Source organism: Streptomyces sp. TRD_SC_5 (genome assembly GCF_056836825.1).
Genome location: NZ_JBWZZS010000001.1, coordinates 2963565 through 2980277, shown reverse-complemented (window position 1 = coordinate 2980277; position 16713 = coordinate 2963565). Strand labels below are relative to the sequence as shown.

The 16713-nt window shown below is 70.9% G+C and carries 15 protein-coding genes; 9 read left to right on the top strand and 6 right to left on the bottom strand.

Translation table 11 applies throughout. From position 1 onward, the window contains the following. Positions 1–31 precede the first annotated feature (31 nt). Positions 32–1474, top strand: coding sequence for an MFS transporter (locus AC1P0E_RS13745; protein WP_482742444.1), 1443 nt, complete (start codon positions 32–34; stop codon positions 1472–1474). 184 nt (positions 1475–1658) lie between these two features. Here the strand turns inward: AC1P0E_RS13745 and rarD are convergent, their stop codons facing one another. The 6 genes from rarD to AC1P0E_RS13715 all read right to left on the bottom strand — a co-directional run bounded on the left by rarD (position 1659) and on the right by AC1P0E_RS13715 (position 9786). Then, positions 1659–2696, bottom strand: a complete 1038-nt coding sequence (rarD, locus tag AC1P0E_RS13740) for an EamA family transporter RarD (RefSeq protein ID WP_482742443.1) — start codon at positions 2694–2696, stop codon at positions 1659–1661. A 161-nt stretch (positions 2697–2857) separates the two neighbouring features. After that, positions 2858–3916 (bottom strand): 2-oxoacid:ferredoxin oxidoreductase subunit beta, encoded by a 1059-nt coding sequence (locus tag AC1P0E_RS13735; RefSeq protein WP_482742442.1) that lies wholly within the window; start codon positions 3914–3916, stop codon positions 2858–2860. Continuing rightward, the gene (locus AC1P0E_RS13730) at positions 3909–5891 is read right to left on the bottom strand and encodes a 2-oxoacid:acceptor oxidoreductase subunit alpha (protein ID WP_482742441.1); all 1983 of its coding nucleotides are present in this window, start codon (positions 5889–5891) and stop codon (positions 3909–3911) included. The genes AC1P0E_RS13735 and AC1P0E_RS13730 overlap by 8 nt, the downstream gene beginning before the upstream one ends. A 277-nt stretch (positions 5892–6168) precedes the next feature. Continuing rightward, on the bottom strand, positions 6169–6828 hold the full coding sequence (locus AC1P0E_RS13725; protein ID WP_482745749.1) for a LuxR C-terminal-related transcriptional regulator: 660 nt from the start codon (positions 6826–6828) through the stop codon (positions 6169–6171). A 201-nt stretch (positions 6829–7029) separates the two neighbouring features. Next, positions 7030–8376: a sensor histidine kinase gene (locus AC1P0E_RS13720; RefSeq protein WP_482742440.1), complete on the bottom strand. Its 1347-nt coding sequence runs from the start codon at positions 8374–8376 to the stop codon at positions 7030–7032. A gap of 90 nt (positions 8377–8466) precedes the next feature. Further along, on the bottom strand, positions 8467–9786 hold the full coding sequence (locus tag AC1P0E_RS13715; RefSeq protein ID WP_482742439.1) for a sensor histidine kinase: 1320 nt from the start codon (positions 9784–9786) through the stop codon (positions 8467–8469). Between the two features lie 188 nt (positions 9787–9974). Between AC1P0E_RS13715 and AC1P0E_RS13710 the strand changes: the two genes are divergently transcribed. The 8 genes from AC1P0E_RS13710 to AC1P0E_RS13675 are packed head-to-tail and all read left to right on the top strand — an operon-like array spanning position 9975 to position 16708. Continuing rightward, positions 9975–10367 (top strand): NADH-quinone oxidoreductase subunit A, encoded by a 393-nt coding sequence (locus AC1P0E_RS13710; protein WP_093799593.1) that lies wholly within the window; start codon positions 9975–9977, stop codon positions 10365–10367. Beyond that, positions 10358–10963, top strand: a complete 606-nt coding sequence (locus tag AC1P0E_RS13705) for an NADH-quinone oxidoreductase subunit B (RefSeq protein ID WP_482742438.1) — start codon at positions 10358–10360, stop codon at positions 10961–10963. Before AC1P0E_RS13710 ends, AC1P0E_RS13705 begins: the two co-directional genes overlap by 10 nt. Beyond that, a complete protein-coding gene (locus tag AC1P0E_RS13700) occupies positions 10960–12219 on the top strand; it encodes an NADH-quinone oxidoreductase subunit C (protein ID WP_482742437.1) in 1260 nt (419 codons plus the stop codon). The genes AC1P0E_RS13705 and AC1P0E_RS13700 overlap by 4 nt, the downstream gene beginning before the upstream one ends. Further along, positions 12216–13184, top strand: a complete 969-nt coding sequence (locus AC1P0E_RS13695; RefSeq protein ID WP_482742436.1) for a complex I subunit 1/NuoH family protein — start codon at positions 12216–12218, stop codon at positions 13182–13184. Before AC1P0E_RS13700 ends, AC1P0E_RS13695 begins: the two co-directional genes overlap by 4 nt. After that, positions 13184–13765 carry a NuoI/complex I 23 kDa subunit family protein gene (locus AC1P0E_RS13690; protein ID WP_482742435.1) on the top strand — a complete coding sequence of 194 codons (582 nt, stop codon included), beginning with the start codon at positions 13184–13186 and terminating at the stop codon, positions 13763–13765. The genes AC1P0E_RS13695 and AC1P0E_RS13690 overlap by 1 nt, the downstream gene beginning before the upstream one ends. Further along, positions 13762–14331 (top strand): NADH-quinone oxidoreductase subunit J family protein, encoded by a 570-nt coding sequence (locus AC1P0E_RS13685; protein WP_482742434.1) that lies wholly within the window; start codon positions 13762–13764, stop codon positions 14329–14331. The genes AC1P0E_RS13690 and AC1P0E_RS13685 overlap by 4 nt, the downstream gene beginning before the upstream one ends. Then, complete coding sequence (nuoK, locus tag AC1P0E_RS13680; RefSeq protein ID WP_482742433.1) at positions 14331–14717, top strand: NADH-quinone oxidoreductase subunit NuoK; 387 nt, start codon at positions 14331–14333, stop codon at positions 14715–14717. The genes AC1P0E_RS13685 and nuoK overlap by 1 nt, the downstream gene beginning before the upstream one ends. Then, a complete protein-coding gene (locus tag AC1P0E_RS13675) occupies positions 14714–16708 on the top strand; it encodes an NADH-quinone oxidoreductase subunit 5 family protein (protein WP_482742432.1) in 1995 nt (664 codons plus the stop codon). The genes nuoK and AC1P0E_RS13675 overlap by 4 nt, the downstream gene beginning before the upstream one ends. The last annotated feature ends 5 nt before the right edge of the window (positions 16709–16713 follow it).

The following is a 16713-nucleotide window of genomic DNA, read 5'->3' as shown; positions in this document are numbered from 1 at the left end:
GTAACTGACCTGATGTGAAAGGCCATAAGCCATGACTCGACGCGCCTGGGCGCTGCTGCTCGTACTCTGCGGCACCATCTTCCTCGAAGGCATCGACGTGGCCATGCTGTCGGTGGCCGTGCCGTCCATCAGATCCGACCTGGAGCTGCCGACGGGCACCGCGGCCTGGGTGATGAGCGCGTACGTCCTCGGGTACGCCGGCTTCACCCTGCTCGGCGGCCGCGCGGCGGACCTGCTCGGCAGGCGGCGGATGTTCCTGACCTGGCTCGCGGTCTTCCTCGGTTTCTCCATGCTGGGCGGGTTCGCGACCGAGGGCTGGATGTTGATCGTCGCCCGCTTCGTGACGGGTGTGGCAGCGGCGTTCATGACGCCGGCCGCGATGTCGATCATCACCACGTCGTACGAGGAGGGCCCGCAGCGCAACAAGGCCCTGCTCGTCTTCGCCGGCACGGCCGCGGGCGGCTTCTCACTCGGCCTGGTCATCGGCGGGCTGCTGACCCAGCTCGGCTGGCGGTGGGTGTTCTTCGCTCCGGTGCTGCTGGGCGGGCTCATCCTGCTCGCGGCGCTGCGGCTGCTGCCGGCGGAGGCGCGGCCGGCCCGCCGGGGCGGCTCGTTCGACCTCGCCGGTGCGGCGACGGCCGCCGGGGCGATGCTGCTGCTGGCGTACGGGATCGTACGGCTGGAGCACGGCTTCGACGGCTGGCAGCTCACGGCGGCGGTGGTGGCCGCCGGGCTGCTCTTCGCGGCGGTGTTCGTGACGGTCGAGCGCCGCTCGCCCGCCCCGCTCGTACGGCTCGGCATCCTGCGCAAGGCGTCGATGGTCCGCGCCGATCTGGGAGCGCTGCTTTTCGTCGGCTCTTTCTTCGGTTTCCAGTTCATGGTCACGCTCTACCTGCAGGAACTGCGCGGCTGGTCGTCGCTGGAGACCGCGCTGGCCCTGGTGATCATGGGCATTGACGCGGTGCTGGCGCCGACGCTGACCCCGCGCCTGGTCAACCGGTTCGGCAACGCGCGGGTGATCTTCGGCGGCTTCGTGCTGGCGATCGTGTCGTACGTGCTGTTCCTGCCGGTGGGTCTGGACTGGTCGTACGCCGCGATGCTGCCGACGCTGTTCCTGACCGGTACGGCGTTCGCCCTGGCGTACGGGCCGCTCACGATCGCCGCGACGGACGGCATCGACGAGAAGGAGCAGGGGCTGGCGGGCGGGCTGCTCGCGACCGCGACCCAGTTCGGCTCGGCGGTCGGCATCTCCGCCGTGACGGCGGTGTACGGCCTGACAGCGGCGAACGGCGACGGCTCCCCGGAATCGACGCTCAGCGCGTTCCGTGCCGCGCTGGTGGTGCCGGCGGTGATGGTGGTCGCGGGCGCGGCGATCACGGCGTTCGGTCTGCGGGGCGGGCGGACGCGGGTGGCCGACGCACCGGGCGCCACGGAGCCCACTGCGGCTCGTCCGGGTTCGGTGCCGGTGGGGTAGGCGGGTCGGGCGCTGCCCCAGACTCCGCTCCTCAAGCCCCGCCCGGCGCATCCAGCCCGTCCGGCGTTTGAGGACACGCCCGAACGGCGTCAGGGGTCCGGGGCTTGCCCCCGGGCGGGGGAGCCGCAAACGTCACAGTCGGGAAGGGGCGGGTAGGGGAACAGCCCCGCAGGGCACGCCCGCCCTACGGCGCGGACTTGGACGCCGACGTGGGCTCAGCCGCCGCCGGCGCAGGGCCGGGCGTGCCACCCGCAGCTGCGGGCGCGACGCCACCCGCACTCGAAGCCGCACCCGCCGCACCCGCGGCAACCGCCGCCAGCCGCACCGCCTCCACCCGCCCCCGCCGAGCCGCCCGCAGCGCGTCCCACGTCAGCAGGGCCAGCGCCGCCCAGACCAGCGAGAAGCCGGCCCAGCGCTCCGGCGGCATCGCCTCGTGGAAGTACACGACGCCGAGGCCGAACTGGAAGACCGGCGCCAGGTACTGCAACAGCCCCAGCGTCGACAACGGCACCCGTATCGCCGCCGCACCGAAGCACACCAGCGGCGCGGCGGTCACGATGCCGGTCGCGGCGAGCAGCGCCGCATGGCCCGCCCCCTGCGCACCGAAGGTGGCGTCGCCGTGCGACCCGATCCACAGCAGGTAGCCCAGCGCCGGCAGGAACTGGATCGCCGTCTCGGCGGCCAGCGACTCCACGCCCCCCAGATTGACCTTCTTCTTGACCAGGCCGTACGTCGCGAACGAGAACGCCAGGACCAGCGAGATCCACGGCGGCTGCCCGTACCCGACGGCCAGCACGAGCACCGCCGCGAAGCCGACTCCGACCGCCGCCCATTGCGCCGGCCGCAGCCGTTCCTTCAGCAGCAGGACGCCCATGGCGATGGTGACCAGCGGATTGATGAAGTAGCCGAGCGAGGCCTCGACGACGTGGCCGTTGTTGACGGCCCAGATGTAGAGGCCCCAGTTGACGGTGATCACGGTCGCGGCGACGGCTATCAGGCCCAGCCTGCGCGGCTGGCGGACCAGCTCCCCGAGCCAGGCCCACCGGCGTACCACCACCAGCGCGACGCCGACGACGGCGAGGGACCAGACCATCCGGTGCGCCAGGATCTCCATCGCGCCGGCGGGCTTGAGGAGCGGCCAGAACAGGGGGACGAGCCCCCACATCCCGTAGGCGCCGATGCCGTACAGCAGCCCTGACCGCTGTTCGTTGACCGACTTCACTGGCCCTCCCGACGCGCGCACAACAATCTGCTGAAGGTAACGCCGACCCGGCGTGCTTGTCATGCCCGTATTGCGTGACGGTCATGACAGTCGGTGGTGCGGACGCGAAGAGGGGCGCCCGGTCCAGGACCGGGCGCCCCTCTTCGCGTCCAGGAAAGGACTCAGCCGACGACGGTCCAGGTGTCGTTGCCGGCGAGCAGCGCGCTCAGGTCGCCCTTGCCGTTCTGCTCGATGGCGGTGTCGAGCTGGTCGGCCATGAGGGTGTCGTAGACGGGACGGTCGACGCTGCGCAGCACTCCGATGGGGGTGTGGTGCAGTGTGTCGGGGTCGGCGAGGCGTGAGAGGGCGAACGCCGTCGTGGGCGAGGCCGCGTGCGCGTCGTGGACGAGGATCTGCGACTGGTTGTCCTCGGTGACGGTCACCACCTTGAGATCGCCGGTGGCCGTGTCCCGTACGACGCCCTTCGAGCCTTCGGTCCCGAAGCGGATCGGCTGCCCGTGCTCGAGGCGGATCACGGCCTCCTCGGCCTGCTGCTTGTCCTTGAGGACCTCGAACGCGCCGTCGTTGAAGATGTTGCAGTTCTGGTAGATCTCCACCAGGGCGGTGCCGGGGTGGTCGGCGGCCTGCCGCAGGACCTCGGTGAGGTGCTTGCGGTCGGAGTCGACCGTACGGGCGACGAAGCTCGCCTCCGCGCCGATCGCCAGCGACACCGGATTGAAGGGCGCGTCGAGCGAGCCCATCGGCGTCGACTTGGTGATCTTGCCGACCTCGGAGGTCGGGCTGTACTGGCCCTTGGTCAGCCCGTAGATCCGGTTGTTGAAGAGCAGGATCTTCAGGTTGACGTTGCGCCGCAGCGCGTGGATCAGGTGGTTGCCGCCGATGGACAGCGCGTCGCCGTCACCGGTGACCACCCACACGCTCAAGTCGCGGCGCGAGGAGGCGAGTCCGGTCGCGATCGCCGGCGCGCGGCCGTGGATCGAGTGCATCCCGTAGGTGTTCATGTAGTACGGGAAGCGGGACGAGCAGCCGATCCCGGACACGAAGACGATGTTCTCCTTCGCCAGCCCGAGCTCGGGCATGAAGCCCTGCACGGCGGCGAGGACCGCGTAGTCGCCGCAACCGGGGCACCAGCGCACTTCCTGATCGGACTTGAAGTCCTTCATGGATTGCTTGGCCTCGGCCTTGGGCACCAGCGAAAGCGTCTCGTTCGCCTTAGGCATCGTTGGCCTCCTTGAGAGCCGTGGCGAGCTGCTCGGCCTTGAACGGCATGCCGTTGACCTGGTTGTACGAGTGGGCGTCGACCAGATACTTGGCCCTGAGCAGGGTGGCCAGCTGCCCGAGGTTCATCTCGGGCACGACCACCTTCTCGTAACGCGCCAGAACCTCACCGAGATTTTGGGGGAACGGGTTGAGATGGCGCAGATGGGCCTGCGCGATGGGCGTCCGGGCCGCGCGGAGGCGGCGTACGGCTGCCGTGATCGGTCCGTACGTCGAGCCCCAGCCCAGCACCAGCGTCCGGGCGTTGTCCGGGTCGTCGACCTCCAGGTCCGGGACCTCGATGCCGTCGATCTTGGCCTGGCGGGTGCGGACCATGAAGTCGTGGTTGGCCGGGTCGTACGAGATGTTGCCCGTGCCGTCCTGCTTCTCGATGCCGCCGATACGGTGCTCCAGACCCGGGGTGCCGGGCACCGCCCACGGACGGGCGAGGGTCTGCGGGTCGCGCTTGTACGGCCAGAAGACCTCGGTGCCGTCGGCGAGCGTGTGATTCGGGCCGGTCGCGAACTGCACGCGCAGGTCCGGGAGCTCGTCGATCTCCGGGATCCGCCACGGCTCGCTGCCGTTGGCGAGGTAGCCGTCGGACAGCAGGAACACCGGCGTCCGGTAGGCCAGCGCGATCCGCGCCGCGTCCATGGCCGCGTCGAAGCAGTCGGCCGGCGTCCTCGGCGCCACGATCGGCACCGGGGCCTCGCCGTTGCGCCCGTACATCGCCTGGAGCAGGTCGGCCTGCTCGGTCTTGGTCGGCAGACCGGTCGAGGGGCCGCCGCGCTGGATGGCCACCACGAGCAGCGGCAGCTCCAGCGACACCGCCAGACCGATGGTCTCCGACTTCAGCGCCACACCCGGCCCCGAGGTGGTGGTCACCGCGAGCTGCCCGCCGAAGGCGGCACCGAGCGCCGCGCCGATGGCCGCGATCTCGTCCTCGGCCTGGAAGGTCCGCACACCGAAGTTCTTGTGCTTGCTGAGCTCGTGCAGGATGTCGGAGGCCGGAGTGATCGGGTACGAGCCCAGATACAGCGGCAGGTCCGCCTGCTGACCGGCGGCGATCAGCCCGTACGACAGGGCCAGGTTCCCGGAGATGTTGCGGTACGTACCCGGGGGGAACGCCTTGGTCGCCGGGGCGACCTCGTAGGAGACCGCGAAGTCCTCGGTGGTCTCGCCGAAGTTCCAGCCGGCCCGGAACGCCGCCACGTTCGCCTCGGCGATCTGCGGCTTCTTGGCGAACTTGGCCCGCAGGAACGTCTCGGTGCCCTCGGTCGGCCGGTGGTACATCCACGACAGCAGGCCCAGCGCGAACATGTTCTTGGACCGCTCGGCCTCCTTCCGGGACAGGCCGAAGTCCTTGAGCGCCTCGATCGTCATGGTGGTCAGCGGCACCGGATGGACGTTGTACGCCTCCAGAGATCCGTCCTCCAGCGGAGACGTCTCGTAGCCGACCTTGGCCATCGGGCGCTTGGTGAACTCGTCGGTGTTGACGATGATGTCCGCGCCGCGCGGCACGTCCGCGATGTTCGCCTTCAGCGCGGCCGGGTTCATGGCCACCAGGACGTTCGGCGCGTCGCCCGGCGTCAGGATGTCGTGGTCGGCGAAGTGCAGCTGGAAGCTGGACACGCCCGGCAGCGTGCCGGCCGGCGCCCGGATCTCGGCGGGAAAGTTCGGCAGCGTCGACAGATCGTTTCCGAAGGTCGCCGTCTCCGAAGTGAAACGGTCGCCCGTGAGCTGCATTCCGTCGCCGGAATCGCCCGCGAAACGAATGATCACCCGGTCCAGACGGCGGATCTCTTTCTCGGGCACTTCTTTGCCGGACACGTTCCGGGTGGGAATGCTGCGCTGTTCCCCCACGACGGTGTCATTCGCTCCGTCGGCACCATCGGATCCGTCGGCCTTCTCGGCCGGGCTACTGACCTGGCTGGTCACTGAACTGGACCTCCCTCGAGGCGGCTGCTCGGGGCCGGCCGGCCAGCCGGTGGCCCCAGGGCCCACCCTACGTCGGTAAGGGTGCCCTTCCCTGGGTCTATCACATACTGGACAACGTTTTGAGACGCTCTATTGCGCTGTTTCGGCATGGTTCATTCGCCCCCCGGCGCTTTGCTCGAAGACGCTCCGTACTCATCCTTCGGTTCTAGGACTGTCATCCCGCACTACATCCGGGCTGCACTCCGACTCGTTTCCGGTAGGTCCCAGGTCCAGGTGCCTAGGTCTTCAGATAGGTCAACACCGCGAGCACCCGACGGTGATCCCCGTCACTCGGCGAGAGTCCGAGCTTAAGGAAGATGTTGCTGACGTGCTTCTCGACCGCGCCGTCGCTCACCACCAGTTGCTTGGCGACCGCCGAGTTCGTCCGGCCCTCCGCCATCAGTCCCAGGACCTCACGCTCGCGGGGCGTCAGCCCGGCCAGCACGTCCTGCTTGCGGCTGCGGCCCAGCAGCTGCGCCACGACCTCGGGGTCGAGCGCCGTCCCGCCCTGGGCCACCCGGACTACGGCGTCCACGAATTCGCGTACTTCCGCCACCCGGTCCTTGAGCAGATAGCCGACGCCCCGGCTCGACCCGGCCAGCAGCTCCGTCGCGTACTGCTCCTCGACGTACTGCGAGAGCACCAGGACGCCGATTCCCGGGTAGTCCTTGCGCAGCCGTACCGCCGCCCGCACGCCCTCGTCGGTGTGGGTCGGCGGCATTCGTACGTCCGCGACCACCACGTCCGGCAGCTCGCCCTGGGACGCCAGGTCCCCCACTGTCTTGATCAGCGCTTCCGCGTCCCCGACGCCCGCCACGACATCGTGCCCGAGATCGGTCAGAAGCCGGGTCAGGCCCTCCCGAAGCAGCACTGAATCCTCGGCGATGACGACCCGCACTCTGTCTCCCACGGCCCTGTAGCCCCCCAGCAATTGATGCTCCCCGCTCCATCGAACGCAGGGCCCCAGCATCCCAGTCTCCGGGCCGACGCGCGCCCAGGTGCGGGGAATAGTGGCGTACGACTCGGGGTGAGCGGGGGAGTGGGGGAGCGGGCGGTGGGGTGGCGGGCGGCCGGCAGCGGGTGGCCGGCCGCCGCTCGGTCAGCCCCGCCAGGGCAGCTCCGCCGTGACCGTGGTGGGCCCGCCGGCCGGCGAGTCGACGACGAGGATTCCGTCGACCGCGTCCAGCCGCTCGGCGAGCCCGGCCAGACCCGAGCCGGTCGTCGTGCCCGCGCCGCCCTGCCCGTTGTCGCTCACCTGGAGCATCAGCCGGCCCGCCGTCTGCCACACGTCGACCGTGGCCCGGGACGCCCGTGCGTGCTTGCTGACGTTCTGGAGGAGCTCGGAGACGGTGAAGTACGCGATGCCCTCGATGGCCGGGGCCGGCCGCGCCGGAAGGTCCACCTCGACCTGCACCGGCACCGTGCACCGGGAGGCCACCGCGGAGAGGGCAGCGTCCAGACCGCGGTCGGTCAGGACGGCCGGGTGAATGCCCCGGGCCAGGTCCCGCAGCTCCTGAAGCGCGATCTTCACCTCGCCGTGCGCCTCGTCCACCATGCGCGCCGCCGCCTCCGGGTCCTGCGTCAGCTTCTCCTTGGCCAGGCCCAGATCCATCGCCAGGGCGACGAGCCTGGCCTGCGCGCCGTCGTGCAGATCGCGCTCGATGCGCCGCAGGTCGGCGGCCGCCGTGTCGACGACGACGCCCCGGTCCGACTCCAGCTCCGACACGCGGGTGGCGAGCCGGGACGGGCCGAGCAACCCGGCCACCATCACCCGGTCCACGGTCACCAGGCCGCGTATGACCCAGGGGGTGGCGAGGGTGAGGAGCAGGCCGAACGCGCTGGTGGCGGCCAGTTCGACGGGGGTGTCGAGGTAGACGTTGCGCGTGCTGTCGCCGTACAGCTGGAGGCCGTCCATCTCCAAGTACTCCGGGAACACCCACTGCCACAGCGGATACGTGAGCATGGCCCAGCCGTACGACCAGAGGACCAGCGACACGGTGAAGGCGAACACCGCCCACGGCAGATGCAGCACGGCGTACAGCAGATGACGCCAGGACGCCCCGCTCTTGAGCATCGCGCCCATCCACGACATCGGCCCGCCGCCCGGTTTGGGCCGCACGGGCGCCGGCTCCCCCACGTCCAGCTTGAGCAGCCCCCTGGCGCGGGCCCGTTCCATCACCCCGAAGCCGCGGCAGCCGGCCAGGCCCGCCGCCAGGACCGGTACGCCCAGGAAGGTGATCAGCAGACCCATCCCGAGCGACGTCATGGTCACCGCGAAGACGAAGAGCAGCACGCTGACCGGCAGGCTGAGCATCAGGTAACCGAACTCGCGCCAGGTCCGGGCCTCGACCGGCGCGCGCAGCGCCGGCGGAAGGATGTGCCTCCTCGGGGGGCTGCCCCCGGACTCCCACTGGTCGCGGGTCTGCGGTGCGTACTCCGTGGCCATCGCTGCCGTCCGTTTCTGCTGGTGGTGCTGATGAGTGGCGGTGTGTGATTCAAGAATGCCGGGGCGGACGAGGGGGGACCATGAGGCCGGTCACCGTTTCTGACCGGGGGTTTTCCCCACCCCGCTCCTGTACCTGACCGCACCCTTGGGCGGGCCGGGCTCGGCAGGACCGGGCTTGGACGCACCCGCCCCGGCCGCGCCGTCGCGGTCGCGGTCGCGCCACGGCAGCTCGGCCGTCACCGTGGTCGGCCCGCCCGCCGGGGAGTCGAGAGCGAACAGCCCGTCCACCGCGCCGAGCCGGTCCGCCAGCCCCGCCATGCCCGTCCCGCCGTCCAGCCGCGCCCCGCCGCGCCCGTCGTCCCGCACCTGGACCAGCAGCCGTTCCCCGCTGCGCCACACATCCACGGAAGCGGACCGCGCCCCGCTGTGCTTGCTGACGTTCTGCAGCAGCTCGGAGACGGTGAAGTACGCGATGCCCTCGATGGCCTCCGCCGGACGCGCCGCCAGATCGACGGCCACCCGCACCGGAGCCGTGCAGCGCGACGCGATCGACGACAGTGCCGCGTCCAGGCCCCGGTCCGTCAACACGGCGGGGTGGATGCCGCGCGCCAGATCCCGCAGCTCCTGCAACGCCAGCTTCACCTCGCCGTGCGCCTCGTCGACCATCGCCGCCGCGGCGGCCGGGTCCTTGAAGTCGCCGGTCAGCTTCTCCTTCGCCATGCCGAGCCCCATGGCCAGCGCGACGAGCCTGGCCTGCGCCCCGTCGTGCAGATCGCGTTCGATACGTCGGAGGTCGGCGGCCGCGGTGTCGACGACGACGCCCCGGTCCGACTCCAGCTCGGCGATCCGCCGCTCCAGCTCGTCGGAGGGACAAAGCAGGCCGCGGACCATCGCCCGGTCGGCGTTGGCCATCGCTCGCGCGAGAAGCGGAAGTACGGGCCACAAGACGAAGAGCCCAGCCAGCGTCACCGCGAAGGTCAGCACGCCCCAGGGCAGCCGGATGAACGCGTACAGCGCCGTCCGCCAGCCCACCGGATCCTTCAGAGCAGCCCACAGCCACGGGAAGAACCCGCCCGGCCGCCGTCCCGCGGCCGCCGGGCTGGGCTCGTCGACGTACACACCGAGCAGCGCACGCGCACGAGCCCGCTCGACCGTGCCGAGCCCGCGCGCCCCCAGCAGCCCCGCCGCCACCAGTGGCAGCCCGATCACCGTGACCGAGAGTCCGCACCCGAGGAGGAGAACCACCACGGTGAACACAAAGCCGAGGAGAGCCATCGGCAGATCGAGGAGGAGGTGCGCGATCTCCTTCCAGGTGTCGGACCCGTACCGGAAGCGGACGAGCCGGAGCCGGGGCTCGGCGCGGCCGGACCGGTCGTAATCTGGGAGGTGGTCGCTGGCGCCGGCAGTCATGACGCTCAGCCTGCCGGGCCCCGACGACGGATGCCATGGGGTAACTGGGTGTGCGGAAGTAGGGATAACCCCACCCCAGTGTGAGACGGCTGCTTACCGCGTCTTTACCAGGGCCTAGACTCCCGTGCGTACAGATCGTCGAACGAGGCCGATGTGGCCGACGCAGCCAGGGAGCGAGAGGGGCGGACGTGCCGGAACCGACGGTTCTCGCGGACGGGTACTTCCAGAGTTACTCGGTCGTCGGACTGCTCGCAGTCGTCGGCGTCCTCTTCGTCGCCGTGGCCTTCGGGGCCGGGCGACTGCTGCGGCCGGTCGTGCCGACGCCGGAGAAGCTGCTGACGTACGAATGCGGCGTGGACCCGGTCGGAGAGGGCTGGGCGCACACCCAGGTCCGCTACTACGTCTACGCCTTCCTGTACGTGATCTTCGCCGTCGACTCGATCTTCCTCTTCCCCTGGGCGACGGTCTTCGCCGCGCCCGAATACGGTGCGACGACGCTGGTCGAGATGTTCATCTTCCTCGGCTTCCTGGCCGTGGGACTGCTGTACGCATGGAAGAAGGGCGTCCTCGAATGGACGTGACCCCCGTGACCCCCGTGACGCCTGTCGACCTCCCCGAGCCGAAGCGCCTGGGAGCTCTCGCCCGCCTCGCGCCCGAGCCGATGAAGGTGGTCCTCAACTGGGGCCGCCGCTACAGCCTGTGGGTCTTCAACTTCGGTCTCGCCTGCTGCGCGATCGAGTTCATCGCCGCGTCAATGGCGCGCCACGACTTCATCCGGCTCGGCGTGATTCCCTTCGCGCCGGGACCGCGCCAGGCCGACCTGATGGTCGTCTCCGGCACGGTCACGGACAAGATGGCCCCGGCCGTCAAGCGGCTGTACGAGCAGATGCCCGAGCCGAAGTACGTCATCTCCTTCGGCGCCTGCTCCAACTGCGGCGGCCCGTACTGGGACTCGTACTCCGTCACGAAGGGCGTCGACCAGATCATCCCGGTCGATGTGTACGTACCGGGCTGCCCGCCTCGTCCGGAGGCCCTTCTCCAGGGAATCCTGAAGCTCCAGGAGAAGATCGCCCGCGAGTCGCTCAGCGAGCGCTACGGCCACGGGCGGCCGTCCACCGCAGCCCTGCAGAGCGGCCTTGTCGCTCCGCCGCCGGCCCCGGGGGAGGCCAAGAAGTGACCGAGTCGACCCACACGACGGCGTACGACACCCTGCCGGACGCCGTCACCGAGATCTTCGGCGAGGAAGCGACCGCCGAGCGCGCCTACGACCTGCTGACCGTCGACGTACCGATCGGCTCCTGGATCGCGGCCCTCGAAATCGCGCGCGACAAGCTGGGCTGCACGTACTTCGACTGGCTGAGCGCGGTCGACGAGCCGGGCACGGGCTTCCGCGTCTGCGCCCATGTAGTGGCCCTGGAAGGCCGTACGGTACGACGCCTCCTCGTCCGTACGACGGTCCCGCACTCAGCACCGGCCGTGCCCTCCGCCGTCGACATCTACGCGGGCGCCCAGTGGCACGAGCGCGAGACGCACGAGATGTTCGGCGTCGACTTCACCGGCCACCCGAACCTGGTGCCGCTCCTCCTGCCGGACGGCTTCGAGGGCCACCCGCTGCGGAAGGACTTCGTCCTGGCGGCCCGGGTCGCCAAGGCCTGGCCCGGCGCGAAGGAGCCGGGGGAGTCGGACCACGGCGGCCCCAAGCGCCGCCAGATGCTGCCGCCGGGCGTGCCCGACCCGAACGAGTGGGGCCCCCAGAAGGGCCAGCTCCCGCCGGCCCCGGCCCGCCCCGCCCGCACTCCGCGTGCGGCGGCAGGCGCGCCCGACCGCCCCCCGCGCCGGGCCCGAAGCGCCACGGAGGGCTCGGCAACCCAGGCCCCGGAGGCGACCACCCCGGCGCCCCCCGTTGCCGAGGGCTCGGCGAGCCAGGCGACGGAGGGATCAACGCCCGCCCCGAAAGACACCACCCCGCGACCGCCGCGCCGCGCGCGCAGCGTGAGCGAGGGCTCGGCGAGCCAGGCGGCGGAGGCGGCAGCCGCCTCGACCGCCGCCGCAGGCGAAGCCGAGGCGTCGGCAGTTCCGCCCGCCCCGGCGGCGCAGACGTCCCCGCAGCCGGAGGGCGCAACACCGCCTGCCCAGGCCGTTGTGTCACCCGCACCCGAGCCCGCACCCGCACGCAGTGCTGACGCGCCCTGGCACAACCCGCGCCCGGCGTTCGAGGACGCGCCGGCGCAGCCGGACGCGGACGCCGCCACCAAAACGGGCGCATCCGCGGACACAGAGGCCGACGCGGCGGAAGCCGCCGACGCAGCCGCCGAAGAAGCCTTGGGCGGCGACGCGGCAGCCGCGAAGGAGCCCGGCCGGCCGGCCGCCGGCTCCGCCGACGACGAGGGCGCACCCCGCCCCACCTCCGACCCAGGGAGCGACGACGCGTGAACGACGTACTCGATGTCGCCGTCCGCCTGGTCATCGTCTTCGCCGTGTTCATGGTCCTGCCGCTCGTCGTGGGGCAGACCGAGCACAAGGTGATGGCCCACATGCAGGGCCGCCTCGGCCCCATGTACGCGGGCGGCTTCCACGGCTGGGCGCAGCTCGTCGCCGACGGCGTGAAGTTCGCGCAGAAGGAAGACATCGTCCCGGCCAACGCCGACCGCCGCATCTTCCAGCTCGCCCCCGCCGTCGCCCTCCTCCCGTACCTCCTCGTCCTCGTCGCGATCCCGATCGGCCCGAGCGAGGGCGCGGTCGGTCAGGTCGTCGACGCGGGCATCTTCTTCGTGCTCGCGGTCATGGGCGTCGGGGTGCTCGGTTCGCTCATGGCGGGCTGGGCCTCGGCCAACAAGTTCTCCCTCCTCGGTGGCCTGCGCACCGCCGCGCAGTTGCTCGCGTATGAACTGCCGATGCTGCTCACCGCCGCCTCCGTGGCGATGGCGGCCGGCACCGTCTCGCTCCCCGGCATCCTGAACGCCTTCGAGTGGTGGTGGCTGCCGTGGCAGATCGTCGGCGCGATCGTGTTTTTCGTCGCCGGCCTCGCCGAACTCCAGCGGCCGCCCTTCGACATGCCGGTCGCCGACTCCGAGATCATCTTCGGCGCGTACACCGAGTACACAGGCTTGCGCTTCGCGCTCTTCCTGCTCGCCGAGTACGCCGGAATCGTCGTCCTCTGCGGCCTCACCACCGTCCTCTTCCTCGGCGGCTGGCACGGCCCCTGGGGCGCCGACGGCCTCGGCTGGGTCTGGACGCTGCTCAAGACCGCGATCCTCGCCTTCGGCATCATCTGGCTGCGCGTGACCTACCCGCGGCTGCGCGAGGACCAGCTCCAGAAGCTCGCCTGGACCGTACTCATCCCGCTCGCTCTCGCGCAGATCGCGCTCACCGGCATCGTGAAGGTGGCGATCCAGTAATGGCTCCGATCCCAGGCGCAGGCCTCGCCAAGGGCCTGGCCGTCACGCTCCGCACGATGACGAAGAAGACCGTCACCGCGCAGTACCCGGACGTCCAGCCCGAACTGCCGCCCCGCTCGCGCGGCGTCATCGGCCTGTTCGAGGAGAACTGCACGGTCTGCATGCTCTGCGCGCGCGAGTGCCCCGACTGGTGCATCTACATCGACTCGCACAAGGAGACGGTCCCGGCCGCCGCCCCCGGCGGCCGCGAGCGCAGCCGCAACGTCCTCGACCGCTTCGCGATCGACTTCTCGCTCTGCATGTACTGCGGCATCTGCATCGAGGTCTGTCCTTTCGACGCGCTCTTCTGGTCCCCGGAGTTCGAGTACGCCGAGACCGACATCCACGAGCTCACCCACGAGCGGGACAAGCTCCGCGAGTGGATGTGGACGGTTCCCGAGCCGCCCGCGCTGGACCCGGGTGCGGAGGAGCCGAAGGAGATCGCGGCAGCCCGCAAGGCCGCCGACAAGCTCGCCGCCGCGCAGGAGCAGGCAGCGCAGGAGCAGGCAGCTCAGCAGCAAGCAGAGGGGCCCGCCGAATGAGCCACTTGAGCCACCTCGCCACGGCCGCCGAGCAGGGCTTCCTCTCGCCGACCGGCGTCGAGATCGCCTTTGTCCTCGTCGGCATCGCCACCCTCGGCGCGGCCGTCATCACCGTCACGACCAAGCAGCTGGTGCACGCCGCCCTCTGGCTGGTCGTCGCGCTCGGCGGACTGGCCGTCGAGTACCTCCTGCTGACAGCCGAGTTCATCGCCTGGGTGCAGGTCCTGATCTACGTCGGTTCCGTGGTCGTCCTCCTCCTCTTCGGGCTGATGCTGACCAAGGCGCCCATCGGCCGCTCCCCGGACGCCGACTCCGGCAATCGCTGGGCCGCCCTCACGGTGGCCGTCGCCGCGGCCGCCGCACTCGTGTGGGTGGTCGTGGACGCGTTCCGCACCCAGTGGATCGACCTGGACGGACCGTCCCAGGGCTCCACGAAGGTGACCGGCGAGATCCTCTTCCAGCACTGGGTGCTGCCCTTCGAGGCGCTCTCGGTCCTGCTGCTCGCCGCCCTCGTCGGCGCGATCGTCCTCTCCCGCAAGAGCGACAGCGACAAGGAGCAGCGCTGATGCACCTCGTTTATCCCGCCGTCCTCGCCGCCCTCCTCTTCTGCACCGGTCTGTACGGAGTGCTCGCGCGCCGCAACGCGATCCTGGTCCTGATGTCCGTCGAGCTGATGCTCAACGCCGTCAACCTCAACCTGGTCGCCTTCGACGTCTGGCTCCGCGACGCCCTGCACGCCGGCCAGGCACTCACCCTGTTCACCATCGCCATCGCCGCGGCGGAGATCGGGATCGGCCTGTCGATCGTCCTGATGGTCTACCGCAACCGCGGCACCTCGGACATCGACAAGCTCCGCGACACCGCCGAAGGCCAGGCCGCCGACGACGAAGCTTCCGCCATGGCACAGAAGGCCGCACAAGAGGCCGCACAGAAGGCTGAGGCCGCCGCGTGACGACCACGACCCTCGCCGTCCTCGTCCCCCTCCTTCCCTTCCTCGGCGCCGTGGCCGGCCTGTTGCTCGGCCGTACCGCCCCGGGATTCGTCCGGCCCCTCGCCGTACTGCCGACCCTGGCCGCCGCCGTGCTGGCCGCCGTCGTCGCCGTACGCCAGGGCGGCGGCGGGCCGATCGACGCCTCGACGCAGCTCACCCCCACCGGCTCGGTCCCCGTCGACCTCGCCCTGCACCTCGACGGCTTCGCGGTCCTCGTCGCCGTCCTGGTCGGGGTCGTCGCCACCTGCGTGCAGCTCTACTCGACGGGCTACCTGCGCGACGACCCGCGCTACCCGTCCTACGCCGCCCTCATCTCCCTCTTCACCTCCGCGATGCTGCTCGTCGTCTACTCAGGCGACCTGATGGTGCTGCTGGTCGGCTGGGAAATCATGGGCATCTGCTCGTACTTCCTCGTCGGCCACTACTGGGAGACGCCCGAAGCCCGCGCCGCCTCCCTCAAGGCCTTCCTGGTCACCAAGCTCGGCGACGTCCCCTTCCTCTTCGGCCTGTTCGCACTCGCCGCCGACGCCGGTACGTTCCGGATCACCGGCATCCTCGGCTCCGTCGCGAGCGGCGGGCTCGACCACCCCACCCTCATCGCCCTGCTGCTCCTCGCCGGTGTGGCGGGCAAGTCGGCCCAGTTCCCCCTGCACACCTGGCTGCCCGACGCGATGGCGGGCCCCACGCCCGTCTCCGCGCTGATCCACGCCGCGACGATGGTCGCCGCCGGTGTGTACTTCGTGGCCCGCCTCCTCCCCGTCTTCGCCGCCTCCGCGGCAGCCCTCACCGTCCTCGCCGTGATGGCCGCCGTCACGATGGTCGGCTCGGCGCTCGCGGCCCTGGCCCAGGACGACATCAAGCGCGTCCTCGCGTACTCGACGATCGGCCAACTCGGTTACATGACCGGCGCCCTGGCCGTCGGCGACCGAGGCGCCGCCGTCTTCCACCTCCTCTCCCACGGCGCCTTCAAGGCGCTCCTCTTCCTCGGCGCCGGCGTGATCATCCACGCCGCCGGGACAAACTCCCTCGCCGCCATGTCGCGCATGAGCGGCCTGCCCAAGCGCATCCCGGACGCGTACTGGACGATGACGATCGCGCTGTTCGCGCTCGCCGCGATCCCGCCCTTCGCCGGCTTCTTCTCCAAGGAAGCCGTCCTGGTCGCCGCCGAACACGCCTCCCTCGGCGACACCACGGGCGTCCCCTCCGGCGCGGGCTGGACCGTGCTCATCGCCGGCCTGCTCACCGCCCTCCTCACCGCCGCCTACGCCACCCGCCTGTGGCTGCTGGCCTTCCGCGGCCGAGGCCCCGCCGCCCCCGATCACGGCAAGCAGCCCCTCGCCATGAACGGGGTCCTCTGGGTCCTCGCCGTCCCCTCCCTCGCCTTCGGCCTCACCGTCGGTTATCTCGCCGACTGGTTCGACGGCGACGCCCTCACCCCGACCGTCACCACCGCCGTCCTCGGCACCGGCGTAGCCCTCGTCGGCGGACTGGTCACCTACGGCGCCTGGCGCCACACCACTGCCATGGCCGCCCGCCCCCCGATCGGCGCCGTGGCCGCCCACCCCGAGGACAGCCCGGCCTCCTCCGAGGCGGAAGCCATCGCCACCCACACCCCCGCCTACGGCGACATCGCCTCGGCCCCGGACCCCGCCGACCCCGGCCGGCTCCTGCTGGGCCCGCTGCACCGCCACGCCGCCGTCGGCTTCCACCTCGACGCCGTCTACAACACCCTCTTCGTACGGCCCGTCCTGGCAGGCGCCGAGCTGGTCCGCTTCCTGGACCGCGAGGTCGTCGAGACGTACGTACGCGGTGCGGGCGCCGTCCCGCGCCTCCTCGGCGCAGGTGTCCGCCGAGCACAGACCGGCAATGTGCAGACCTACCTCAGCGCACTGCTCGCCGGTTCCGTCGTCCTGGCGATCGCCGCCGTCATCGTCGCCGCCGTCGGAGCGTGAGCCGT